Source organism: Burkholderia sp. KBS0801 (genome assembly GCF_005937855.2).
Taxonomy (GTDB): Bacteria; Pseudomonadota; Gammaproteobacteria; order Burkholderiales; family Burkholderiaceae; genus Burkholderia; species Burkholderia ambifaria.
In genome coordinates this window covers 1,526,098-1,550,878 of sequence record NZ_CP042178.1, presented here as the reverse complement: position 1 = coordinate 1,550,878, position 24,781 = coordinate 1,526,098, and the positions used below count along the sequence as shown (strand labels likewise).

At 68.5% G+C, this 24,781-nt stretch carries 20 protein-coding genes; 8 read left to right on the top strand and 12 right to left on the bottom strand.

The features are described from left to right. Window positions 1-13: 13 nt before the first annotated feature. The 4 genes from FFI87_RS23830 to FFI87_RS23815 form a co-directional block, all read right to left on the bottom strand. Window positions 14-1,519: an efflux transporter outer membrane subunit gene (locus FFI87_RS23830; protein WP_138850186.1), complete on the bottom strand. Its 1,506-nt coding sequence runs from the start codon at window positions 1,517-1,519 to the stop codon at window positions 14-16. Between the two features lie 5 nt (window positions 1,520-1,524). Beyond that, window positions 1,525-2,757, bottom strand: a complete 1,233-nt coding sequence (locus tag FFI87_RS23825; RefSeq protein ID WP_138848800.1) for an efflux RND transporter periplasmic adaptor subunit — start codon at window positions 2,755-2,757, stop codon at window positions 1,525-1,527. Window positions 2,758-2,796: 39 nt separating this feature from the next. After that, entirely contained in the window at window positions 2,797-5,964 is a 3,168-nt protein-coding gene (locus FFI87_RS23820; protein WP_138848801.1) for an efflux RND transporter permease subunit, read from the bottom strand. Window positions 5,965-6,191: 227 nt separating this feature from the next. Beyond that, window positions 6,192-6,980, bottom strand: coding sequence for a Crp/Fnr family transcriptional regulator (locus tag FFI87_RS23815; protein WP_138848802.1), 789 nt, complete (start codon window positions 6,978-6,980; stop codon window positions 6,192-6,194). A 216-nt stretch (window positions 6,981-7,196) separates the two neighbouring features. On the opposite strand from FFI87_RS23815, the gene FFI87_RS23810 reads away from it, so the two are divergent. After that, window positions 7,197-8,849, top strand: coding sequence for an acyl-CoA synthetase (locus tag FFI87_RS23810; protein WP_138848803.1), 1,653 nt, complete (start codon window positions 7,197-7,199; stop codon window positions 8,847-8,849). 43 nt (window positions 8,850-8,892) lie between these two features. Here the strand turns inward: FFI87_RS23810 and FFI87_RS23805 are convergent, their stop codons facing one another. From FFI87_RS23805 to FFI87_RS23795, 3 genes are all read right to left on the bottom strand, one after another. Continuing rightward, window positions 8,893-10,875, bottom strand: coding sequence for a methyl-accepting chemotaxis protein (locus FFI87_RS23805; protein ID WP_138848804.1), 1,983 nt, complete (start codon window positions 10,873-10,875; stop codon window positions 8,893-8,895). A 140-nt stretch (window positions 10,876-11,015) separates the two neighbouring features. Next, on the bottom strand, window positions 11,016-11,447 hold the full coding sequence (locus FFI87_RS23800; protein WP_012365991.1) for a YqaA family protein: 432 nt from the start codon (window positions 11,445-11,447) through the stop codon (window positions 11,016-11,018). A 56-nt stretch (window positions 11,448-11,503) separates the two neighbouring features. Next, a complete protein-coding gene (locus tag FFI87_RS23795) occupies window positions 11,504-12,151 on the bottom strand; it encodes a LysE family translocator (RefSeq protein ID WP_138848805.1) in 648 nt (215 codons plus the stop codon). A gap of 282 nt (window positions 12,152-12,433) precedes the next feature. On the opposite strand from FFI87_RS23795, the gene FFI87_RS23790 reads away from it, so the two are divergent. Next, on the top strand, window positions 12,434-12,916 hold the full coding sequence (locus FFI87_RS23790; protein WP_006755380.1) for an Lrp/AsnC family transcriptional regulator: 483 nt from the start codon (window positions 12,434-12,436) through the stop codon (window positions 12,914-12,916). Between the two features lie 360 nt (window positions 12,917-13,276). Here the strand turns inward: FFI87_RS23790 and FFI87_RS23785 are convergent, their stop codons facing one another. After that, on the bottom strand, window positions 13,277-13,420 hold the full coding sequence (locus FFI87_RS23785; protein WP_244097086.1) for a hypothetical protein: 144 nt from the start codon (window positions 13,418-13,420) through the stop codon (window positions 13,277-13,279). 229 nt (window positions 13,421-13,649) lie between these two features. Continuing rightward, the gene (locus tag FFI87_RS23780; RefSeq protein ID WP_138848806.1) at window positions 13,650-15,302 is read right to left on the bottom strand and encodes an IclR family transcriptional regulator; all 1,653 of its coding nucleotides are present in this window, start codon (window positions 15,300-15,302) and stop codon (window positions 13,650-13,652) included. Between the two features lie 177 nt (window positions 15,303-15,479). Here FFI87_RS23780 and FFI87_RS23775 point away from each other — a divergent pair, with 177 nt between their 5' ends. Next, window positions 15,480-16,439: an MBL fold metallo-hydrolase gene (locus FFI87_RS23775; RefSeq protein ID WP_105832838.1), complete on the top strand. Its 960-nt coding sequence runs from the start codon at window positions 15,480-15,482 to the stop codon at window positions 16,437-16,439. Between the two features lie 182 nt (window positions 16,440-16,621). Further along, window positions 16,622-18,001, top strand: a complete 1,380-nt coding sequence (locus FFI87_RS23770) for an MFS transporter (RefSeq protein WP_012365995.1) — start codon at window positions 16,622-16,624, stop codon at window positions 17,999-18,001. Between the two features lie 102 nt (window positions 18,002-18,103). On the opposite strand, the gene FFI87_RS23765 is transcribed toward FFI87_RS23770, so the two are convergent. Continuing rightward, window positions 18,104-18,904, bottom strand: a complete 801-nt coding sequence (locus FFI87_RS23765) for an SDR family NAD(P)-dependent oxidoreductase (RefSeq protein WP_138848807.1) — start codon at window positions 18,902-18,904, stop codon at window positions 18,104-18,106. Window positions 18,905-19,045: 141 nt separating this feature from the next. Here FFI87_RS23765 and FFI87_RS23760 point away from each other — a divergent pair, with 141 nt between their 5' ends. After that, a complete protein-coding gene (locus FFI87_RS23760) occupies window positions 19,046-20,005 on the top strand; it encodes a GlxA family transcriptional regulator (protein ID WP_138848808.1) in 960 nt (319 codons plus the stop codon). 10 nt (window positions 20,006-20,015) lie between these two features. Here the strand turns inward: FFI87_RS23760 and FFI87_RS23755 are convergent, their stop codons facing one another. After that, on the bottom strand, window positions 20,016-20,507 hold the full coding sequence (locus tag FFI87_RS23755) for a 2,4'-dihydroxyacetophenone dioxygenase family protein (protein WP_012365998.1): 492 nt from the start codon (window positions 20,505-20,507) through the stop codon (window positions 20,016-20,018). Here FFI87_RS23755 and FFI87_RS23750 point away from each other — a divergent pair. After that, window positions 20,506-20,706: a hypothetical protein gene (locus tag FFI87_RS23750; protein WP_138848809.1), complete on the top strand. Its 201-nt coding sequence runs from the start codon at window positions 20,506-20,508 to the stop codon at window positions 20,704-20,706. The two genes, FFI87_RS23755 and FFI87_RS23750, sit on opposite strands and share 2 nt — an antisense overlap. Before the next feature lie 6 nt (window positions 20,707-20,712). On the opposite strand, the gene FFI87_RS23745 is transcribed toward FFI87_RS23750, so the two are convergent. Then, on the bottom strand, window positions 20,713-21,687 hold the full coding sequence (locus FFI87_RS23745; protein ID WP_012365999.1) for a LysR family transcriptional regulator: 975 nt from the start codon (window positions 21,685-21,687) through the stop codon (window positions 20,713-20,715). 105 nt (window positions 21,688-21,792) lie between these two features. On the opposite strand from FFI87_RS23745, the gene FFI87_RS23740 reads away from it, so the two are divergent. After that, entirely contained in the window at window positions 21,793-23,151 is a 1,359-nt protein-coding gene (locus FFI87_RS23740; RefSeq protein ID WP_012366000.1) for an aspartate aminotransferase family protein, read from the top strand. Window positions 23,152-23,199: 48 nt separating this feature from the next. Continuing rightward, window positions 23,200-24,717 (top strand): CoA-acylating methylmalonate-semialdehyde dehydrogenase, encoded by a 1,518-nt coding sequence (locus FFI87_RS23735; RefSeq protein ID WP_138848811.1) that lies wholly within the window; start codon window positions 23,200-23,202, stop codon window positions 24,715-24,717. Window positions 24,718-24,781: the final 64 nt, after the last annotated feature.

Sequence of the window (24,781 nt, the reverse complement as noted above, 5' to 3'; positions counted from 1 at the left end):
GCCTATCGGAGGGTTAGGGGCCGACGCCCGCGGCGGGCGGCGGGCTGGCTGTCGCGACATCGGTCGGCGTGGCGGCGTCCGTCGCGCCGCCGTCCCAGCCGCCGCCGAGCGCCTTCGCGAGAAACACGACGAGCGCCGCGCGCTGGCCCTGGATCTGCACGGCCTGGCGCTCGCTCGTCAGTAGCTGCTGCTGGGCCGTCAGCACGTCGATGAACGGCGTCAGGCCGCCCGTATAGCGGTCCTGCGCGAGCGACACGAGCCTGCGCGCATCGTCGACGGCCGCCGACGCCTGCTGCGCGGCCTGCGCCAGCACCGACAGGCCCGTCACCGCATTCTGCACCTCCTGGAACGCGGTGAGCACGGTCTGCCGGTAGCTGGCCTGCGCGGCCACGTAGCCGGCCTGCGCGAAATCGACACCGGCCTTCAGCTTGCCGCCTTGGAACAGCGGCTGGCTGACCGACGCGCCGAGCGACCACAGCAGCGCCGGCACGGTAAACAGGCCGGAGAAGCGCGTCGCGTCCCAGCCGATGTCCGGCGACAGCGCGATGCGCGGGAAGTACGCGGCGCGCGCGACGCCGATCTGCGCGTTCGCGGCGGCCATCGCGCGCTCGGCCGACGCGACGTCGGGCCGCCGCTGCAGCAGGTCGCTCGGCATCCCGGTCGGCAGCGCGGGCGCGTTGATCGGCACCACGCGCGGTGGCAGCGAGAACGCCGGGGCCGGCGTGCCGACCAGCGTCGCGATCGCCGTCTCGACCTGCGCGCGCTGCTGGATCAGCAACTGCGCCTGCGTGCGCGTCGCATCGAGCTGCGAGCGTTGCTGGAACAGGTCGAGGCCGGACACGGCGCCGAGCTCGTGGCGCGCGCTCACGTAGTCGAGCGCCTTCTGCTGCAGGTCGATCGAGCGCTTGACGACGTCGATCTCGGTGTCGAGCTCGCGCAGCGCGAAGTAGCTCGACGCGAGATCGGCGCTCAGCACGAGGCGAGCGTTCGCGAAATCGTCGCGTGCCTGCTCGGAGCCAGCCTGCGCGGATTCGACGCTGCGCCGCACGCGGCCGAACAGGTCGAGTTCGTAGCTGACGCTCGCGCCGACCTGGATCTCGTTCTGCACGGTCGACATGCTTTTCGTCGCGTAATTGGTTTGCGGCCGATCGGCGGAGATCTTGAAACGCTGGCCGCTCGCGTTCAGCCCGACGGCCGGATACTGCGCGGACGCGACCGACGCGAGCGTGGCCTTCGCCTGGTCGTAGCGCGCGGCGACGGCCTTCAGGCTCTGGTTGTTGCGCAGCGCGTCGGCTTCCAGCGCGTCGAGCTGCGCGTCGCCGAACGCGGTCCACCACGCCGGGTCGAGCGGCGCGCGGGCCGGCGCGGCCGGGTGCCAGTACGCGTCGGCCGGGTCGAGCCGCCACGCGGCCGGCGTGTCGACGGCAGGGCGCCGGTAGTCGGGGCCGACCGTGCAACCGGCGAGCGCCGCAAGCGCGACAGCGGTCACGGCGGCCGTCGGGTGCAGGCGGGCGCGCATCGCGCTCACGACTTCGCTCCCGCGGCCGCGGAGGCCGGCTTCGCGGCGGGCGGCGCCTGCACGACGACCGGGTCGCCGTTCGCGAGCGCGTCGCTCGGGTTCGCGACGAGGCGGTCGCTCGGCGTGAGCGGGCCGTCGACTTCGAGCGTCTGCCCGATCGTGCGCACGACCGTCACCGCCTTCAGGCGCACCTGGCCGTTCGCGTCGACGGTCGCGACCGTCGGCCCCTCGGCACGGAACAGCAGCGTATTGGCCGGTATCTGCAGGCGGCCGACCGGCGTCATCGGCAGCGTCGCCTGCACGTACGCGCCCGGCAGCAGCCGGCCGTCCGGGTTCGGCAGCGTGATCTCGATCTGCAGCGAACGCGTCGCGACATCGATCGCCTGGGACGTGCGCGTGACCGTGCCGTCGAAGGTCTTGCCGGGCAGTTCGGCCTGCGCGACGCCCACGTGCTGGCCGACCTTCACCTGCTGCGCGTAGGCCTGCGGCACCTGCACGTACAGGCGCAGCCGGTCGGCCTGCACGACCGTGAACAGCGAGCGGCCCGCGTTGCCGGAATTGACGAGGTCGCCGACGTCGACGTTGCGTTGCGTGACCACACCGTCGATCGGCGCGACGATGCGCTGGAAACCTTTCAGTTCGGTGAGCCGGCGCATGTTCGCATCGGCCGCCGCGAGGTTCGCGGTGCCCTGGTTGAACGCGCCCTGGCGATCGTCGAGTTCCTGCTGCGACACCGCATCGCGCTGGCGCAACTGCTGCGCGCGATCGAACGACGTCTTCGCGAGCGCGAGCGCGGCCTGCGCCTGCTGGCGCTGCGCGGTGGCCTGCGCGAGTTCCTGGTTCAGCTCGGGCGTGTCGAGCTCGGCAAGCACCTGGCCCTGCTTCACGTGCGCGCCGATGTCGGCCTGCCAGCGCAGCACGTAGCCGCTCGCACGCGCATAGATCGGCGCCTCGACGAAGCCGCGCAGCGTGCCGGGCAGCGTCAGCTTGCCGCCGCTGGCCGCATCGACCGGATGCACGATGCTCACGTACTGGCGCGTGTTCTGCTCGGCCACCGCGTCGAGCCGGCCGCGGTTCAACACGTTGACCACGATCGTGCGTGCGGCGCCCGCGGCCAGCAGCACGCCGATCACGATCAGCACGACCCGCGCGCGCCGCGACACCGACGTGCGCGTCGGCAGGTGCATGCCGTGTTCGTCCACCTGGATGCCGACGGAACTGTGATGTTTCTCTTCCATGAATTCAACCAATCGAACCGGGTATAGGGTGGGCGAAAGTCAGTGTCCGGCCTGGCGCGCGCGCCGGCGGGCCAGCCGCGCATGCACGCCGCCGAACACGAGCGGCACGAACAGCAGCGTCGAAACGGTGGCGAACAGCAGCCCGCCGATCACCGCGCGGCCGAGCGGCGCGTTCTGCTCGGCGCCTTCGCCGAGTCCGAGCGCCATCGGCACCATCCCGATGATCATCGCGAGCGCCGTCATCAGCACCGGGCGGATCCGCGTCGCGCCGGCCTCCAGCGCGGCCGTGAGCGGCGGCGCGCCGGCCGCGAGACGCTGGCGCGCGAACGACACGACCAGGATGCTGTTCGCGGTCGCGACGCCCACCGTCATGATCGCGCCTGTCAGCGCGGGCACGCTCAGGTGCGTGCCGGTGATGAACAGCATCCACGCGATGCCGGCAAGCGCGGCCGGCATCGCGCTGATGATGATCAGCGGGTCGAGCCACGACTGGAAATTCACGACGATCAGCAGGTAGACGAGCACGATCGCCATTGCGACGCCGGCGCCGAGGCCGAGATACGACGTGCGCATCGTCTCGACCTGGCCGCGCACCGACAGCTCGGTGCCGCGCGGCAGCGTCGCGCGCGCGTCGGACACGATGCGGTCGATCTCGCTCGCGACCGAGCCGAGATCGCGGCCCTCGACGCTTACGTACAGGTCGATCGCCGGGCGGATGTTGTAGTGCGTGACCACGGCCGGACTCGCGACGGGATGGACGCGCACGAGGTTGCCCAGCAATTGCGGCGGCATGCCGGTGCGGCCGGTCGCGGAAACCGCCGTGCCGAGCAGGTCGTCGATCGACGAGATGTTGTACTGCGGGGTCTGGATCTGCAGCGGGTATTGCACGCCCGTGCGCGGATTGAGCCAGAACGACGGCGTCGTCTGGGAACTGCCGGACAGCGAGATCAGCATGTTCTGCGCGACGTTCTGCGCGGAGAGGCTGAGCTGCTGCATGCGCGTACGGTCCATGTCGGCCACCAGGGTCGGTTCGTCGTTGCGCTGCAGCACGTGCACATCGACGGCGCCGGGGATTCGCCTGATCTTCTTCATCAGGCTGCTCGCGATAGTCATGTTACTCGCGAGATCGTTGCCGAGCACCTGCACGTCGATCGCGGCCGGCTGACCGAAGTTCAGGATCTGCGTGATGATGTCCGACGGCTGGAAGAAGAATTCGACGCCGGGGAAGCGCCGCGGCAGCAGCGTGCGCAGCGTCTGCACGTAGTGCGCGGTCGCGCGATGGCCGGGCTTCAGCGCGATCAGCAGTTCGCCGTCGAGCGAGCCGATCGTGCCGCTGTTGCTGTACGACAGGTTGATGCCGCTCACCGGCAGCCCGAGATTGTCGACGATCGCACCCAGCTCGTCGGGCGGCACGGCTTCGCGGATCACGCGCTCGACCTGGTCGGTGAGGCGTGCGGTTTCCTCGATCCGGTAGCCGGTCGGCGCGCGCAGGTGCAGCCGGATGTTGCCGGAATCGGCGTTCGGGAAGAAGTCGCGGCCGAGCACGAACACGAGGCCGGTCGACAGCACGCAGAAACCGAGGAAGCACATCGCGTAGAAGCGACGGCGCACCAGCAGCATGCTGAGCAGCACGATGTACCACGCGCGCAGCCGCTCGAACGCACCGTTGAACGCACGATGGATGCGCGCGAAGCGCGACGTCGAACGGTCGGGGCCGGTGCCGGCCTGCTGCGGGCGGAACAGCAGCATCGCGAGCGTCGGCACGAGCGTCCGCGACAGCACGTAGGACGCGAGCATCGCGAACACCACCGCCTCGGCGAGCGGCACGAACAGGAAGCGCGCGACGCCCGTCAGGAAGAACATCGGCACGAACACGATGCAGATGCACAGCGTCGACACGAACGCGGGCACCGCGATCTCGCCCGCGCCTTCGAGAATCGCGTCGTGCACGCCCGTGCCGAGATGCAGATGCCGCTCGATGTTCTCGATCGTGACGGTCGCGTCGTCGACCAGGATCCCCACCGCGAGCGCGAGCCCCCCGAGCGTCATGATGTTGATGGTCTCGCCGAGCGCCGACAGCGCGATCAGCGACGTGAAGATCGACAGCGGGATCGAGATCGCGATGATCAGCGTGCTGCGCCAGTTGCCGAGGAACAGCAGGATCATCATCGCGGTCAGCACGGCGGCGATCAGCGCCTCGTGGATCACGCCCTGCACCGCGGCGTTGACGAACACCGACTGGTCGAACAGCGGCGTGATCGTGAGCCCTTCGGGCAGCGTCGGGATCACCTTCGGCAGGAGTGCCTTCAAATCCGACACGACCTTCAGCGTCGACGCATCGCCGGTCTTCAGGATCGACATCAGCACGCCGCGCTGGCCGTTCTGGCGCACGACGTTGGTCTGCGGCGCGAAGCCGTCGCGCACCGATGCGACTTCGCGCAGGTAGGTCGTCGCGCCGTTGACGGTCTGGATCGGCAGATCGTTGATGTCGGCGATCGTGTCCGCCGACGCGTTCGTGTCGATCCGGTATTCGCTCTGGCCCATCTTCGCGGTGCCGGTCGGCAGCACGAGGTTCTGCGTGTTGACCGCGTTGACGATGTCGGCCGGCGTGAGGCCCTTCGAGAGCAGCGCCTGGGGATCGAGGTCGATCGCGACCACGCGCGTGCGGCCGCCATAGGGAAACGGAATCTGCGCGCCGCGCACCGTGATCAGTTGCGGGCGCAGGAAGTTGAGCGCGATGTCGGCGAGCGACTGCTCGCTGAGCGTCTTGCTCGACAGCCCGAGCTGGATCACCGGGATGCTCGATGCGGAATACGTGATCACGAGCGGCGGCGTCGCGCCCTGCGGCATCTGGCGGACGATGGCCTGCGCGGACGAGACCGTCTGCGCGATCGCGGTCTGCACGTTCGCACCCGGTTGCAGGAACACCTTCACGACCGCGATGCCGGGCAGCGACGTCGACTCGATGTGCTCGATGTTGTTGACGGTCGTCGTCAGGATCCGCTCGTGCACGGCCGTGATGCGATTGGTCATCTCCGACGCCGAGAAGCCGTTGTAATTCCAGATCACGCTGATGACGGGGATGTTGACCGCCGGCAGCACGTCGACCGGCGTGCGCATCAGCGCAAGCGGGGTGGCCAGCACGATCATGACGGCCATCACGATGAACGTGTAGGGGCGCCTGAGCGCGAGATTGACGATCCACATGGAGGCGGCGGGACAGGCGGTGATCAGGCGTCGGTGGAGGGAACCCGAATGATAGGCGTCGGGGCTGAACGGGTTACTGACGCGAAACTGGCGAAGGTGTCAGGTTGCGGCGCGGCGCTGACGGGCCGATTCATCGGAGGAAATGCACGCGGACGCCGGTGCATGGAAACGGCGGCCGAACCGGATGCGCATGCCGCGGCGGCGACGATTCGGTTCATCGGGCTCGCTCAGATCTGTTCCATCCCGACCCGCGCGAGTGCGGCCAGATCGACGACCTCGATCTGGTTGTACGCGAGCCGCAGCACGCCGCGCTTCTCGAGTTGCTGCAGCGCCTGGTTGATCCGCTGCCGCGACACGCCGACGAGCATCCCCAGTTCCTCCTGCGAGATCGCGAGCGACGGGCCGGTGTCCGGGTACAGGTCGCGGTTGAACAGCTGCGCGAGCGCCTGGGCGACGCGCGCGTCGACGTCGAGCAGGCGGCTGTTCTGGATCGACGCGATGAATTCGCCCATCCGGTTGTTGAGCTGGTGGATCACGAAACGCGTGAACGGCAGGCTCGTGTCGAGCAGCGCATGGAACGTGTCGACCGGCACGAACAGCACGGTCGAGCGCTGGACCGCGACGACTTCGTACTTGCGCAGCTCGCGCTTGATTACGCTGCCTTCGCCGAACCAGCCGCCCGACGGCACGCCGGAAAACGTGCAGCCGCGGCCCGACGCGTTGAAGATCGCGAGCTTCAGCAACCCGCGATGCACGCCGATCCAGTATTCGGACGGCGCGAGCCGCTGCGCGATCACGTCGCCGGCCTCGCGCCGCTCGGCGCGCGACTGCGCGAGCACGAGCGCCTGGTGTTCCGGCGCCAGCGCGCGGAACCATGCGCACTGGCCGAACAGCGCGGACAGCGCGGGAAGCACGGGCAATGGGCCGGGTTCGAGCGGCGTGTCGGCCGGCGGATTGGCCGACGGGGTGGCCGAGATAGCGGTCGCGTCGGGCGGCGCAACGAGAGGGTCGTGCATGGATGCGGGTTTGCGAGGATAGGGATAACGCGCAGCGCTCGACGCGCACTCTGTCGTTTCGATGACAGACGGCTCACAATAGCGCGCGTTAGGCTGTCGGCAATTGAACCACATCAAAACGAATCGGAGTGCATGCACTTCGGCTGGATACGAGATCGAAGCGTGCGCCGCGGCATCGATGCACGCGCCGATCGACGGAAAACGGGAGACAGGATCATGACGCAGATGTTCGAGGCCGGACTCGGCCGCCGCGACGCCAACTACGTGCCGCTCACACCGATCGATTTTCTGGTCCGCGCGGCCGAAGTCTACGGCGAGCGCCTCGCGATCGTGCACGGCGACGTGCGGCGCACGTGGGGCGAGACCCATACGCGGGCCAAGCAGCTCGCAAGCGCGCTCGCGCAGGCCGGCGTCGCGCGCGGCGACACGGTCGCGGCGCTGCTGCCGAACATCCCGGCGATGGTCGAGGCACACTTCGGCGTGCCGATGGCCGGCGCCGTGCTCAACACGATCAACACGCGGCTCGACATTTCGTCGGTGCTGTTCATGCTGCGTCATGGCGAAGCGAAGGTGCTGATCGTCGACACCGAATACGCGGATCTCGCGCACCGGGCGGCGCGCGAAGTGCCGGGCCTGAAGATCGTCAGCGTCGCCGACGCGATGCCGGCCGACCCCGTGCGCTTCGCGGGCGCGACCGACTACGAAGCGTTCGTGGCGGGCGGCGATCCCGACTACGCGTGGACGCCGCCCGCCGACGAATGGGATGCGATCGCGCTGAACTACACGTCCGGCACGACGGGCGACCCGAAGGGTGTCGTCTATCACCATCGCGGCGCGTATCTCGCGGCGATCAGCAACATTCTCGAATGGGACATGCCGAAGCACGCGGTGTATCTGTGGACGCTGCCGATGTTCCACTGCAACGGCTGGTGCTTTCCGTGGGCCGTCGCGGCGCGCGCGGGCGTGAACGTCTGCCTGCGCAAGTTCGACGCGAAGACGGTGTTCGACCTGATCCGCAGCGAACGCATCACGCATTACTGCGGTGCGCCGATCGTGCAGAGCGCGATCGCGAACGCGCCGGCCGAGTTCCGCGCGGGCATCGATCACACGGTGCACGCGATGGTCGCCGGCGCGGCGCCCGCGCCGGCCGTGATCGCGAAGATGAAGGAGATCGGCTTCGACCTGCTGCACGTGTACGGGCTGACCGAGGTCTACGGCCCGGCGACCGTGTGCGCGAAGCAGGCGCACTGGGACGCATTGCCCGACGACGAGCGTGCGCGCCTGAATGCGCGGCAGGGCGTGCGCTATCACCTGGAAGCGGGCGCGACGGTGCTCGACCCGGACACGATGGCGCCGGTGCCGGCCGACGGCGAGACGCTCGGCGAGATCATGTTCCGCGGCAACATCTGCATGAAGGGCTACCTGAAGAATCCGAAGGCCACCGACGAGGCGTTTCACGGCGGCTGGTTCCATACGGGCGATCTCGGTGTGCTGACGCCGGACGGCTATATCCGCATCAAGGATCGCCGCAAGGACATCATCATTTCCGGTGGCGAGAACATCTCGAGCATCGAGGTCGAGGATGCGCTGTACCGGCATCCGGCCGTCGCGGTCGCGGCGGTGGTGGCGATGCCCGACCCGAAGTGGGGCGAGGTGCCGTGCGCGTTCGTCGAGCTGCGCGAAGGCGCGAGCGCGACCGAGGAGGAGATCGTCGCGCACTGCAAGCAGCTGCTCGCGGGATTCAAGGTGCCGAAGGCCGTGCGCTTCGGCGAGCTGCCGAAGACGTCGACCGGCAAGATCCAGAAATTCCAGCTGCGCAACGAGGTCGGATCGGACAAGGCGATCGATCTGGCGGGGGACAAGAAGTAGTCGGGGCACCCGCGGCGGCCGATCGTCCATCGCCCGTTGTCCATCAAGCGTCGCGTTCGAGCCGGAACACGCTGACCGCGTCCGACAGTTGCGCGGCCTGGTCGCGCAGCGCGACGGCCGCGCGTTCGGCATCCGAGATCAGCGTCGCGTTCTGCTGGGTCGCCTCGCCGATCTGCGTGACGGCCAGGTTCACCTGCTCGATGCCGGTCGATTGCTCGCGCGACGCGGCGCTGATCTCGCCGATCAGCGTGCGGACCTGGTCGACCCGCGCGACGATGTCGCGCATCGTGCCGCGCGCGGCGTCCGCGATCCGGTAACCCTGTTCGACGGTCGTCGACGATTCGGTGCTCAGCGCATCGATCTCCTTGACCGCGGCCGCGCTGCGCTGCGCGAGCGCGCGCACCTCGGCCGCGACCACCGCGAAGCCCTTGCCGTGCTCGCCTGCGCGCGCGGCCTCGACGGCCGCGTTCAGCGCAAGGATGTTGGTCTGGAACGCGATGCCTTCGATCGCGCCGGTGATCTCGGCGATCCGGCGCGTCGCGCGGCCGATGTCGTCCATCGTCGCGACCACCCGCTGTACCGCGGCGTCGCCGTTGGTCGCGGCGGCCGATGCGTCCGCGACCAGCGCGTTGGCTTGCGCCGCATGCTCGGCGCTCTGCTGCACGGCGGCGGTGATCTGCTCCATGCTGGCGGCCGTCTGTTCGACGCTGCTCGCCTGCGTCGCGATCCGCGCGGCGATGTCGCCGCTGCCGGCCGCGATGCCGACCGTGCCGCGCGCGATGTCGGCCGAGCTGTTGCGCACCTGCGCGACGATTCGCGCGAGGCCGTCGCCGATCCCGTCGACCGCCTGCACGAGCCGGCCGATCTCGTCGTTGCCCGCGCTGCCGTGCGCGGCCGCGCCGTCGCGGATGCGCACGCTGAGGTCGCCCGCCGCGTAGCGCTCGGAGGCCCGTGCTGCGGCTTCCAGCGGCCGGCTCACGACGCGGCGCACGACGATGACGAACAGCGTCGCGAACGCCGCGACGAGCACGGCGCCGATCACCAGGAAGCGGTTGCGGGTGGCGCGCATGGTGGCGAGCAACTCGTCGTCGAGCGCGATGCCGCCGACGAGCCATTGCCACTGCGGAATCGTCGTGAACGACACGAATTTCGCGGTGGGCCCGCCATCGTGCGCGGCCGGGTCGGTCGACGTGTACGCGAGCCGGCCGTCGCCGGCCGCGAGCATCCGTGCATAGGGGGCGTGCTTGTCGTCGGCGGGTTGGCCGGCCGCATCGGGATGCACGACGAAGGTGCCGCGGGACGGGCCCTGCGACGCATCGAGCACGAAGTAGTAGCCGTTGTCGCCGATTTTCAGCGAGCGGATGCCGTCTTCGACGAGCTTGAGCTCGGTGCCGATGTCGAGACCGACGAACAGCGCGCCGATCACGCGGCCGGTTGCGTCGGTCACCGGCTTGTACTGCGTGATGTACGGCCGGCCGAACAGCTTCGCGAGGCCCGTGTAGCTGCGGCCGGCAACGAGCGGCGCATACGCGGGGCCGGCGCGGTCGAGCTTCGTGCCGACGGCGCGTGCGCCGTCCTGCTTCTTCAGCGATGTCGTGATGCGCACGAAATCGTCGCCGTCGCGCGCGAAGATCGTCGCGATCGCGCCGCTTTTCTTCAGGAACTGGTCGGGAATCGCGTAATCGAGGTCGAGCGGCTGGCCGCCCGCGAAGAGGGTCGGTGCGGGAACGCCGCCGATGTCGACCGTGCGCGCCGGGTCGAGCGAGAAATCGGGCGGCAGGAAGCTCGCGAACAGCGACATCGAGCGGTTGGCCTCGGCGGTCAGCGCCTTGTCGAACAGGTCGACCATTGCGCGGATCGACTGCTCCTTGTCGGCGATCCGCAGGTGCGCTTCTTCAGCAAGCTGCTGGCCGGCGAAATGGGCGAGCGTCCACGCGAACACGGTAAACAGCAGGGCGACGAGCGCGCACGCCAGCGCGGCCAGACGCGCGCCGACGCTCACCCGGCCCAATTGGGTCAATCTCATGAAGCATCCTGAGTGGGGAGTGAGAAAGGGCGGAACGCACGCGTCACCGCTAGTCGTCTGCTTAATACGGCAACTTTCGCGAAATCTTTAGCGCGGTGTCGTCGATGGCGGCCCGGCCGGCGCGCAAAGAGCGGCGAATGTCACTGCGTCACGAGCCATGCGACGGCCAGATAGCGGCCGACCTTCGCGATCGTCACGATCGCGAGGAAGCCCGGCAGCGGCTCGCGCAGCACGCCGGCGATCATCGTCAGCGGATCGCCGATCACCGGCGCCCAGCTCAGCAGCAATGACCAGCGGCCGTAGCGCGCGTACCAGCGTTCGGCGCGCGCGAGCGCGGCCGGCTTGATCGGAAACCAGCGGCGGTCGCGGAAGTGCTCGATGCCGCGGCCGAGGGCCCAGTTGATCACCGAACCCGCGACGTTGCCGATGCTCGCGACGAGCAGCAGCGCCCACACGGGCTCGCGCCCGGCGAGCAGCAGGCCGGCAAGCACGGCTTCGGACTGGAGCGGCAACAGGGTCGCGGCGACCATCGACACGGCGAACAGGCCGCCGTAGGTGAGCAGTTCGGACATCGCGCGATTGTACCGGCCGCGGGTTGTGGGTCGAGCGGCCGGCAGCCGCGCGCCGCTCAGTTCCAGCCGACCATGATCGCGCCCATTCCGACCAGCAGCCCGCCCGTCACGCGGTTCATCGCGCGCATTCGTGCCGGCCGCCGCAGCGCCCGGCTCAGCCGGTGCGAGAACAGCGCCATCGACGCCACCCCGCCGGCGAACAGCAGCGCGAAGGTCGCCGCGAGCAGCAGGAATTGCGCGTTCAGGCTCCAGTCGGCGTTCGGGACGATGAACTGCGGAAAGAACGACGGGAAGAACAGCAACGTCTTCGGGTTCAGGCCGGAGGTGGCGACGCCGCGCCAGAACAGTGCGCGTCCGGTGTCGGGTACGGCGATGCCGGTTTGCGCCGAAGCGGCTGGTGCCGCGGGTGCGGTTGCAGGCGCACGGCTGAGCCATTGCTTGCAGCCGAGCCACACGAGGTACGCGGCGCCGGCCCAGCGCAGCACGGTCAGCGCGTGCTCGTCGAGATGGACCAGCGAATTCAGGCACAGCGCGGTGAGCGCGAGTTGCAGCAGCACGGCGAGCGTGCCGCCCCACACGCACGGCAGCGCACGGCGCCAGCCGGCGCGCAGCGCCTGGTTCATCGTGAGCAGGTTGACGGGGCCGGGGGCGTAGATGAGGACGGCGGATGCAGCGAGGAACGACAGATAAAGCCTGAACGACATGACGGGAAGGACGGAAACGGGAATCGGGCGCCGGCCCGGCCGCCGGATAGGCGCGCGGGCGGCGGGCAATCGCATGCCTGCATGTCCGGCGCCGCAACTCGTGATTGCGGCCAGGCGTCCCGCTGCGAAGGGGTTGTCGCGGGGAGCGTGCCGGACAACAGGCATGGAGAAAATGTATCAAGCCGGCCGGTTAAAAGGCTTCCTGTTTTCCAGCAAAACCGAGCCTAAACCGGAATCCTGTTCAGCTAGAATGCGCATTTAAAGTAGAAGATTCTTCTCGCCATGGCTACCCGCGAACGCACGCCGAAAACCCTCGACAACCAGGACCGCAAGATCCTCGGTGCACTGCAAAAAAATGCGCGTCTGTCGAACGCGGAACTGGCCGAACAGATCGGCATGTCGACCACCGCGTGCTGGAACCGCACGCGGCAGCTCGAACTCGACGGCTACATCGACGGTTACGTCGCGCTGGTCAACCAGCGCATGCTCGGCTATGCGGACATCGTGATCCTCGAAGTCACGCTCGATCGCCACGAAGACGACGCGCTCGCGCGTTTCGGCGCCGAACTCGCGGCGCTGCCCGAAGTGCTCGAGGCCTACCTGGTGTCGGGCGAATACGACTACTGGATCAAGGTCGCGGTGGACGGAACGGCCGGCTACGAGCGCTTCCTGCGTGAGAAGCTGTACCGGATTTCGAGCATTCGCCACAGCCGCTCGATGTTCGCGCTGAGGTGCATGAAGGACGTGCCGTCGATTCAGGTGTGATGACGGCAGAGACGGGGCCGCGCGTCATCGTCACGATGCGGTCGCGGTTGCGGTGAAGAAGGGCGGTAATCGGGCTGTCGTGGCCAATGCGCGCGTCCCCGAGCCGGATGCAGGCGGGAAACTCGAGCGGGGCGGGAAAACGGATGAATCTTCCGTGCCGACACACTCGGTACTGGCCCTGCCACCGGCATCCGCATCACAGTGCCCACATCGTGTGAGCGCATCAATCATATCGGGGCCACTCGGCCCTTTTTACGATATCCGTCGGGACACCGATGCCGGGCGCGGCGGCCTTTCGGCGCGTCCCGGCAAGCGGATCAGCCGGACATCATGCCGCCGGCCGGCGGCCATCGGCTGCGTTTAGCGCGGCAGGCGTGCGTGCGCTTGGGCGATGATTTCGCAGTTCTCGAGGTGCAGCGCCCATGCTTCTGCAAGCAGTTCGCCAATACGTGCGAGCCAGCCAGCGGATTGGGTGGAACGATCGGTGATGTTAGACGTTTGCATGACGAAGCCCCGTATAGGTGGCGAGTTAGGGATAACCCTAATCATAGAGGAATGCCCCCGCTTTGTGAAATGCGATTTCGTTATATGAGAATTACTGACAATCTTTGTTGCTGCTTCGCAACATAAGTGAGCCGCGTCTGCGGTCGTCGTTGCCCGGGAGACAGGCGTGACGAGGCCGCGGCGAGCCGGGTCTCGCAATGAGGAAGAGGAAGGGACGTCGGGGCGACGATTACTCGCCGATCCACCCGAATCGCCACGACAGGCGGCGCGTCGCGGCGAGCAGCGTATGTGCGAGCGCGCTGTCCGGCCCGCGCGGGAAGCCGCGTGACGAGCCGATGATCGCGATCACGAGCCGGATGCTGCCGGTGTGATCGAACACGGGCGCGGCGATCGTGCCGATCCCCGGCACCGGCGCGTCGAACGCGAAATCGAGTTCGTCCGTGCGGATCGTCGCGAGCCGCGCGCGGAACGCATCGTCGACCTGCGTCGCGCTGCCGGCGAGGCGCACCGGCTCGTCGGCCAGGACGCCGGCCAGCACGTCGTCGGACATGCCGGCCGCGAAAATCCGCCCGATCGCGGTATTCACGAGCGACATCACCGTGCCGACCTGCAGGCTCACGTGCTGCGGCCGCGCCGATTCCTCGAGGCGGATCACGGTCGGCCCGAGCGGCCCGAGGGTCGCCGCGGCGACGCTCATGTCGGTCGCGGCCGCCAGCGCGACGATCTCCGCTTCCGCATCGCGCGTCGGCGACACGCGCTGCATCGCGATCAGGCCGAGCGCCTGGCCGAGCGGGCCGCCGCCGAAGCAGCCGGCATCGTCGCGGCTCAGCAGGCCGATCTTCTGCAGGCTCACCAGATGCGGAAACGCCTTCGCGGCCGGCATGCCGGCCGCCGCCGCGAGATCGCGCAGCGGCAGCGCGCGGCCCGCCGACACGAGCGCGAGCAGCAGGTCGCCCGTGCTGTCGAGCGCGTTGATGCCGCGCTGGGCTTTCGTGTCGTCGGCGAGCGCGGGCGGCAGGCGCTGGACAGACGCAGCCGCAGCCGGCGCGCTTGGCTGCGCGTCGCGCCCCGCATCGAGTGACGCGGTGGCCTGCCGCGCCGCATCGCGCAACGCGGTCGCGATCGGGCCGTCCCAGCCGACATCGATCGATCCGGTCGAACCGATCACCGTCAACGCGAGTTGCAGGCGGCCGTCCGCGTCCAGAACCGGCACGCACATCGCGCTGACGCCGGGGCTTGGCCGGTCCACGCCGCGCTCGATCCCGCGCGCGCGGATCGCATCGAGCTCGGCCTGCCACGCGCCGGCATCGGACGTGGGCTGCTCGCCTTCCGCGCCCGCGAGCGTGTCTCCCGCGCCGGCCTGGCTGGCTGCCATCGCGTCCAGCAGGGCGGGGTCGCCGAACGCGCGGAACACGCGGCCGGTCGCCGTCGTATCGAGCGACATCACCGAGCCGACGTGCAGGTTCACATGCAACGGATAGCCGCCGTGCTCGATGCGCACGATCGTCGGCCCGAGCACGCCCGGCACCGACAGCGCGACGCTCAGTCCGACCGCTTCCGCGAGTCGCGCCGCGTGCGGCAGCGCCGCGCGATAGGCCGGCTGGCGTTCGATCGACATCAGTCCGAGCCGCAGCGACAGCGGCCCCGGCTCGTAGTTGCCGGTGAGCGCGTCGCGTTTCACGAGCGCGAGCCGCGTCAGGCTGACGAGGTAGGTATGCGCCTGCGCGGTCGACAACCCGGCCGCGGCCGCCAGCTCCGACAGCCCGAGCGGCTTGCGCCGGCGCGCGAGCGCGTCGAGCAGCCGGCCGCCGACCTCGACGCTCTGGATCCCGCGCTGCGCCTTGGGTGGCGCGTCGTCTGCGCTGACTTCGTGGTTCTGCACGCGATGAATCTTCCGTTGACGAAACCCCGCATGGTATCCGACGCCATTTGACGCGCCAGCCCGCAGGTTTACCCGTATTGGACAATAGCAAGCGACTTTGTCATTGACAAATAATCGATGCGGGTCGAAGATCCACTCACTCCCCTCAACACATGGCTCGAAGCCACGGAACGCAACATGGCCAAAGCATTCGCATCGCAAGCCGATCTGGAAGTGAAGAAGATCACCTGGACGCAGCTGTCCGAGAACGCATACGCCTATACCGCCGAAGGCGACCCGAACTCGGGCGTAATCATCGGCGACGACAGCGTGCTGATCGTCGATACGACCGCGACGCCCGCGATGGCGCAAGACCTGATCGCGAAGATCCGCAGCGTGACCGACAAGCCGATCAAGCACGTCGTGCTGTCGCATTACCACGCGGTGCGCGTGCTCGGCGCGTCCGCGTATTTCGCCGAAGGCGCGCAGCACGTGATCGCGAGCCGCGGCACCTATGAAATGATCGTCGAGCGCGGCGAGGCCGACATGAAGTCGGAGATCGAGCGCTTCCCGCGCCTGTTCGCGGGCGTCGAGACGGTGCCGGGCCTGACCTGGCCGACGCTCGTGTTCGAGCGCGAGATCACGCTGTTCCTCGGCAAGCTCGAAGTGAAGATCATGCACGTCGGCTCGGGCCATACGAAGGGCGACACGATCGTCTGGCTGCCGTCGCAGAAGGTGCTGTTCTCCGGCGATCTGGTCGAATACGACGCGGCCTGCTACTGCGGCGACGCGCAGCTCGAACAATGGCCGACCACGCTCGAGGCGCTGCGCGCGCTCGGCGCGGAAAAGCTCGTGCCGGGCCGCGGTCCCGCGCTGCTGAATCCGGCCGACGTGAACAAGGGTCTCGACTATACGAAGGACTTCGTGACGACGCTGCTCGCGCAGGGCCGCAAGGCCGTCGAGCGCAAGCTCGACCTGAAGGCGTCGATGGCGCTCACGCGCGAGGCGATGGATCCGAAGTTCGGCAACGTGTTCATCTACGAGCACTGTCTGCCGTTCGACGTGTCGCGCGCATTCGACGAGGCGAGCGGCATCACGCATCCGCGCATCTGGACCGCGCAGCGCGACAAGGAAATGTGGGACGCGCTGCAGGACTGAGCGGGTCACGGCGGCGGGGCGTCCGGGCGGACGTCCCGCCGTTTTCCTGACGGCCCGTGAACGGCGGCGGCATTGCGCCGCGGTTTGCGGAGCCGACTTCCGATTTCACAAGAAAGCAGGGCGCATGCACGCCCTCGGAGACTGCTGCGCGCTCGAATCGCGCGGCCCGTTTGGAGAGAGACATGCCCCAATCGCTTCCCGCCAAGGCGACGATCGCGCACGCGAGTGCCGCGGCGTCGGCTTCCGCATACGAATCCGCGCCCGCATCCGATGCCGGCGACGCGCTGCTGTTCCGCAAGATCGCGTGGCGGATCGTGCCGTTCCTGTTCCTCTGCTATGTCGTGTCGTTCCTCGACCGCATCAACATCGGCTTCGCGCAGCTGCAGATGAAGCACGACCTCGGCTTCAGCGATGCGATGTACGGCCTCGGCGCCGCGGTGTTCTACGTCGGCTACGTGTTCTGCGAGGTGCCGAGCAACCTGCTGCTCGCGCGCTTCGGCGCGCGCCGCACCTTCACGCGGATCATGCTGCTGTGGGGCATCGCGTCGACCGGGATGATGTTCGTGTCGCAGCCGTCGCATTTCTACGTGCTGCGCTTCCTGCTCGGCGTGTTCGAGGCCGGCTTCTTTCCCGGCATCGTGCTGTACCTGACCTACTGGTTCCCGGCGAACCGGCGCGCGGCGGCGATCTCGGTGTTCTTCGCGGGCGTCGCGGTCGCGGGCGTGCTCGGCGGCCTGGTGTCGGGCTGGATCATGCGCGACATGAGCGGCGTGCTCGGGCTGCACGGCTGGCAGTGGATGTTCGCGATCGAAGGCGCGCCGGCCATCGTGCTCGCGGGCTTCGCGTTCACGTACCTGGTCGACCGTCCGCAGGACGCCGCGTGGCTCACGTCTGACGAAAAGGCGCGCATCGCCGCGCTGTGCGGCGACAGCCGTGCGCACGGCGCCGGTCATGGCGCGCACGGCACACGCAGCCTGCTCGCCGCGCTCGCGAACCCGCGCGTCTACCTGTTCGCGTTCATCTATTTTTCGCTCACGTGCGCATCGCTGACGCTCAATTTCTGGATGCCGCTGATGATCCGCGACTTCGGCGTGACCGACGTCGTGGCCGTGAGCCTCTACACGGTCGTGCCGAACGCGGTCGGCGCGGTCGGCCTGATCCTGATCGCGCGTCGCTCGGACCGCACGGGCGAGCGCCGCAAGCACTTCGCGTGCTGCACGATCGGCGGCGGCCTCGCCCTCGCGGCGCTGACGCTGCACCTGCACAGCTTCGCGGCGATGCTCGCGTGCCTGTCGATCGCGGCGACGCTGATCTTCGCCGCGCTGCCGATCTTCTGGGCCGTGCCGACCCGCTACCTGTCGGGCAACGCGGCCGCGGCCGGGATCGCGCTGATCAGCAGCATCGGGATCACGAGCGGCATCGTCAGCCCGTGGGTGATCGGGCTGATCCGCACGCGCACCGGCAGCATGGATCTCGCCGTGTATCTGCTGGCCGCGCTGCTCGCGCTGAGCGGCGCCGCGCTGATGCTCGGCGTGAAGGGCGAACCCGCGCAGCGCGCCTGAATCACCCGCCGGTCGCTGCCGGCGGGCGTCGTTGTCGTTGCACGGAAATGCATGACAAGCGGCGCGAAACGGACATGGCGGGCGCGACGCCGATATTGCCGACTAGCGCGCAGCCGCATAGCGCGGCGCCGGCGAATCCGTCGACAGATGCGGCGCCATCGTGCGGCGCGCGGCCTCGTACGCATCCCATTCGTCAGCCGCATGCAACGACGGAATCGTCACGAGTTCGCCGCGCTCGAAGCCGACCAGCGCCGCGTCGACGAGGTCGGACGCCGACATCACGATCTCCTTCGGCAGGTGTTCGAGCGGCAGGCCGCCGGTCTGCCAGAAGTCGGTGGCCGTCGCGCCGGGCAGCACGGCCTGCACCTGCACGCCGTGGTCCGCGAGTTCGTGATGCAGCGACTGGCTGAACGCGAGCACGAACGCCTTGCTGCCCCCATAGACACCATTGAGCGTTTCCGGCGACAGCGCGACGATCGACGAAATGTTGATCACGGCGCCGCGGCCGCGTGCGACGAAGCCGGGCACGGCCGCATAGGTCAGGCGGGTGAGCGCGGTCACGTTCAGGTCGATCAGCCGCGTCATCGCGTCGACGTCGCTGTCGAGCAGCGGCGCGTGCGTGCCGACGCCCGCGTTGTTCACGAGCAGCGTGATGCTCGCGTCGTGCTTCAGCTTCGCCTCCACTGTGGCGAGCGCGGCGCGGTCGTTGAGGTCCGCGCCGACGATTTCCACGCTGCGCTGCGTGTCGTTCGTGATGCGCTCGGCGAGGGCGGTCAGCCGGTCGCGGTTGCGCGCAACCAGGATCAGGTCGTAGCCGCGGCGCGCGAGCCGGTCGGCGTAGATTGCGCCAATGCCCGACGATGCGCCGGTAATGACGGCGGTACCGCGATGTGCTTCAGTCATGATGTCGCTCCGTTGCGAAGAAAGGTGAGTGCGTGAAGGCATTCTGCTTTCGAATCACGGCGACGCAAATGACGTAGATGGGTATGATTTCGGACATCGGGGCGGTCATGGTGGCCGTCATCCCGGGCACCGGAGACACGCATGCACCGAATCGGCTTTTTGATCAGCGACGGCTTCCAGATCATGGCGCTCGCCGCGCAGTCGGTGTTCGAGTACGCGAACATGGGCGCCGGCGAACCGTTCTACGTGCTGGACAACTATTCCGTCGACGGCGGCGACGTGCGCTCGTCGCTCGGCTTGCCGGTCGCGACGCGCGCGCTCAGCGGGCGGCTCGACGTCGATACGTGGATCGTCGCGGGCGTCAACGATCCGGTCGCATCGCCGGCGCCGGCCGGCGTCGTCGCGTTCCTCCGCCGCCCGAACGCGCGCGCGCGGCGAATCGCCGGCATCTGTACGGGCGCGTTCGTGCTCGCCGAGGCCGGGCTGCTCGCGCAGCGTCGCGCGACGACGCATTGGGCGTACGGCCGCGACATGCAGAAGCACTTTCCGGAGGTTCGCGTCGAGGAAGACCGGATCTACATCGTCGACGGGCCGATCTGGACGTCGGCCGGGATGACGGCGGGCCTCGACCTGGCGCTCGCGATGGTGGAAAAGGATCTCGGCCCGGACGCCGCGCGCTCGGTCGCGCATAAGCTCGTGATGCATCAGCGCCGCGCGGGCGGTCAGTCACAGCATTCGGAAATGCTCGATCTCGCGCCGAAATCCGACCGGATCCAGAACGCGCTGAACTATGCGCGCCAGCATCTCGGCCGCGCGCTGACCGTCGAGGAACTGGCCGACGCGGCGCACCTGAGTCCGCGTCAGTTCAGCCGCGTGTTCACGCTCGAAACCGGGCAGTCGCCGGCGAAGGCGATCGAGCGGCTGCGGCTCGAGGCCGCGCGGCTGATGATCGAGCAGAGCCGGCATTCGCTCGACGTAATCGCGAAGGAGAACGGTTTCCGCGACCGGCGCCACCTGCGCGATGCGTTCGTGCGCGGCTTCGGCGTGCCGCCGCAGGCGGTGCGACGCGACGCGCGGGCGGACGAGCGCGAAACGGCCTGAGCGGCGCCGCTCAGCGCGTGACGAATGCGGTGGCGTCGTGCGGCGCCGTGCGGGCATGCTTGCGCTGGCGCAGCAGCGCGACGCGGCAATTCTCGCGCGCGGTCTCGCGGCCGTCGTCGTCGAGCAGCACCAGGTCGCCGCGCATCACGTTGAGCGTGATCACGTCGTCGCCCGGTGCGCCGAGCGTTTCGGGCGTATGCACGGACCCGGCCGGTTCGAGCACCGTCGAGCCGGCCTGCGCGATCCAGTCGTACTCGCGGTAGCGCCACGCGCCCTGCAATGTATGGACGAACACCTCGCCGTCATGACGATGGCGCGGCAGCGTGCCGCCGGCCGGCATCTTCAGCAGCGCGGTCAGCGTGTCTTCCGCGGCATTGATATGCAGATACTTGATCGCGAGCCCCGGCAGGTCGGCGCTCATCGGCAGCCACGGCAGCGCGTCGCCGGGCAGGCACGAAATCGGCGGCAGGTCGGTGGGAAGCGGGGCGGACGGCTGCGTCATGGCGGAAGGCGGAGCGGAAACGGGAAGTGCGCATTATCGCAGAGGCGGATCGGGGCGCAGGGCTGACGCGGATTGCCGGCGCTGGGCGCTCGGCGTCGGCGCGGCGGCCGGGTTCGCGGCCACGCTGGTCGCCGTGGTGTTCCTGATCCAGATGACGCGACAGTCGCTGCCTGACGGCGGCGCCGGCGGCGGAGCCTGAGCCCGGTTACGCGTCACTGCCGTCGCCACCATCACCGCCCAGCCTCACCGCCGCATGCGCGGCTTCGAGGCACGACTGGAACAGCAGCGCCGCGCGTGACGGCCGCGGCGAGCGTCGCAGCAGGCTCACGAACCGGCACCGGTAGTTGAAGCGGTGCGGCGCGATCGCCTGCATCAATCCCTTGTTTTCGAAGCTCTCCGCGTAATGGTCGGGCAGGAAGCCGAGGTAGCGGCCCGACAGGATCAGCGTCGCGATCGATTCCTGGTCCGACGCCGTCGCGCTGCGCGTGAGCTTCGCGCGATGGCTCAGTTCCATGTTCGGCGAATGGAAGCCGAGCCCCGCGAACGCGTGGTTGCGGATCGTCGTCCACGTGAGCTTGCCGTGCGGCGCGTCGAAAAGCGGATGCTGGCGGCCGCAGTACAGCAGCATCCGTTCGTCGAACAGCTCCGAATACACGAGGCTCCCCGAACTGCGGTGCGCGGGGATGATCCCGACCTGATAGCTGCCGTCGATGATCCCGCGCTCGACCTCGTTGATCGACGCGACATGGAGGTTCAGCGCGACGTCGGGCGCCTCGTCCGCGAACTGGCGGATCGCGTCGCCGAGCCGCGCGTTCGGGTTGGTGGCCGTCTTGTCGAATACGGCGATGTGCAGTTCGCCGCCCATCTTGTCGTGAATGCCGTCGATCCGGCTGCGAAATGCCTCCATCGACGCGAGCAGCCGCAGGGTTTCCTCGTACACCGTCTGCCCCTCGGCCGTCAGCGTGAAGCCCGCGCGGCCGCGCCGGCACAGCACGAGGCCGAGGCGCGTTTCGAGATCCTTCACGTGCCGGCTGATCGTCGAGATGCCGATATTCAGTTCCAGTTCGGCCGCCGCCATCCCGCCGCACTGCACGACGCCCTTGAAAACCCGCAGCAGCCGCAGATCCATGTCGCTGAGCTGCCCGAGCAGCGCGCGGCTCTTCGGTTTCTTTGCTTGCATAGATGAGCAAGTGAACATTGATATTGCGATATTCAAAAGACTAATTGGCCTCCCGACAATGCGCAACATCATCACAAGCACGAGGGGCGCGTCGCGCCGACCGACATGACCAATACGATCACCACCCGCCAGCAGGAAGAGACCGCCCTCCGTACCGACGCCGCCTGGCTCGACGCCCACTGGATGCCGTTCACGGCGAACCGCCAGTTCAAGTCGGACCCACGCATGATCGTGGCGGGCAAGGACGCGTATTACACCGATGGCGAAGGCCGCAAGATCTTCGACGGCCTGTCGGGCCTGTGGTGCACGGGCCTGGGCCATGGCCGCGCGGAAATCACGGAAGCCGTGAGCCGCCAGGTCGCGCAGCTCGACTACGCGCCTGCGTTCCAGTTCGGCCATCCGAAGTCGTTCGAGCTCGCGAACAAGATCAAGGACCTGACGCCCGCCGGCCTCGACTACGTGTTCTTCACCGGCTCGGGCTCGGAAGCGGCCGACACGTCGCTGAAGATGGCCCGCGCGTACTGGCGAGCGAAGGGCAAGGGCACGAAGACGCGCCTGATCGGCCGCGAGAAGGGCTATCACGGCGTGAACTACGGCGGCATCTCGGTCGGCGGGATCGGGCCGAACCGCAAGCTGTTCGGCCAGGGGATCGACGCCGATTTCCTGCCGCACACGCAACTCGCCGAAAACAGGTTCTCGCGCGGGATGCCGGAGAACGGCGCCGAGCTCGCCGACCGCCTGCTCGACCTGATCGCGCTGCACGACGCGTCGAACATCGCGGCCGTGATCGTCGAGCCGTTTTCGGGTTCGGCGGGCGTCGTGGTGCCGCCGAAGGGCTATCTGAAGCGCCTGCGCGACATCTGTACCGCGCACGACATCCTGCTGATCTTCGACGAAGTCATCACCGGCTTCGGCCGTGCCGGCGCGATGACGGGCGCCGACGCGTTCGGCGTGACGCCGGACATCATGAACTTCGCGAAACAGGTGACGAACGGCGTGCAGCCGCTCGGCGGGGTGATCGCGACGAAGGAAATCTACGACACGTTCATGGCCGTGGGCGGCCCGGAATATATGCTCGAGTTCCCGCACGGCTACACGTACTCGGCGCACCCGGTCGCCTGCGCGGCCGGCGTCGCGGCGCTCGACCTGCTGGTGAAGGAAGACGCGGTGGCCCGCGTGCGCGATCTCGCGCCGCATTTCGAGGCGGCCGTGCACGGGCTGAAGGGCCAGCGCCATATCACGGACATCCGCAACTACGGGCTGGCGGCCGGCCTGACGATCGCGGCGCTGCCGGGCGAGCCGGCACGGCGCCCGTACGAGATCGCGATGCGCTGCTGGGCGAAGGGTTTCTACGTGCGCTACGGCGGCGACACGATCCAGCTCGCGCCGCCGTTCATCTCGGAGAAGCGCGAGATCGACAACCTCGTCAACGCGCTGTCCGACGCACTGAACGAAGTGGACTGAGCCGCGTTCTGCCCTGAGCGACAACCGAATTCACGAAAGAGCCAGAACATGAAACACGACAGCAATGTGACCTCCACCGTCGGCCACCTGATCGACGGCAAGCGCGTCGACGGCGGCAGCCGCGTGCAGCCGGTGTTCGACCCGGCGACCGGCGAATCGCACAAGAGCGTCGCGCTCGCCGACAAGCTGACCGTCGAAGCCGCGATCGCGTCCGCGCAGGCCGCGTTCCCCGCGTGGCGCAATACGCCGCCGCTGAAGCGCGCCCGCGTGATGAGCCGCTTCAAGACGCTGCTCGAGGAGCACGCGGACGAACTGTGCGCGCTGATCACCGCCGAGCACGGCAAGGTGCTCGCCGACGCGATGGGCGAACTGCAGCGCGGGATCGAGAACGTCGAATACGCGACCTACGTGCCCGAGCTGCTGAAGGGCGAGCACAGCAAGAACGTCGGCCCCGCGATCGATTCGTGGAGCGAGTTCCAGGCGCTCGGCGTCGCCGCCGGCATCACGCCGTTCAACTTCCCGGTGATGGTGCCGCTGTGGATGTGGCCGATGGCCGTCGCGTGCGGCAACACGTTCGTGCTGAAGCCGTCCGAGCGCACGCCGTCGTCGACGCTGCGCATGGCCGAGCTCGCGCTCGAGGCCGGCCTGCCGCCGGGCGTGCTGAACGTCGTGAACGGCGACAAGGAAGCGGTCGACACGATCCTGACCGACGCGCGCGTGAAGGCGGTGAGCTTCGTCGGCTCGACGCCGATCGCCGAATACATCTATTCGACCGGCTGCGCGCACGGCAAGCGCGTGCAGGCGCTCGGCGGCGCGAAAAACTTCGCGGTGGTGATGCCCGACGCCGACATCGGCAACGCGGTGAATGCGCTGATGGGCGCTGCTTATGGTTCGTGCGGCGAGCGCTGCATGGCGATCCCGCTGGTCGTCGCGATCGGCGATGAAACGGGCGACAAGGTGGTCCAAGGGCTGAAGGCCGAGATCGAGAAGATGAAGGTCGGCCCGGGCAACGGTGCCGGCATCGACATGGGGCCGCTCGTCACGAAGCAGCATTTCGACAAGGTAACGGGCTTCGTCGCAGCAGGCGTGGAAGCGGGCGCGACGCTCGTCGTCGACGGCCGGGGCGTGAAGGTCGACGGCCACGACGGCGGCTACTACCTCGGCCCGTGCCTGTTCGATAACGTGAAGCCCGGCATGCCGATCTACCAGCACGAGATCTTCGGGCCGGTGCTCGGCGTGATCCGCCTGAAGTCGCTCGACGAGGCGATGGCACTGATCGACGCGCACGAATACGGCAACGGCACGTGCCTGTTCACGCGCGACGGGGAAGCCGCGCGCTACTTCGGCGACAACATCCAGATCGGCATGGTCGGCATCAACGTGCCGCTGCCGGTGCCGGTCGCGTACCACTCGTTCGGCGGCTGGAAGCGTTCGCTGTTCGGCGACCTGCACGCGTACGGCCCGGACGCGGTGCGGTTCTACACGAAGCGCAAGACGATCACGCAGCGCTGGCCGTCGGCCGGCGTGCGCGAGGGGACGGTGTTCAGCTTCCCGTCGAACCGCTGACAACCGCTGACGCGCGTTCCGGCTGCGCGCGGCGACTGCCGCTCGGCGGGTGTCGCCATGCAGC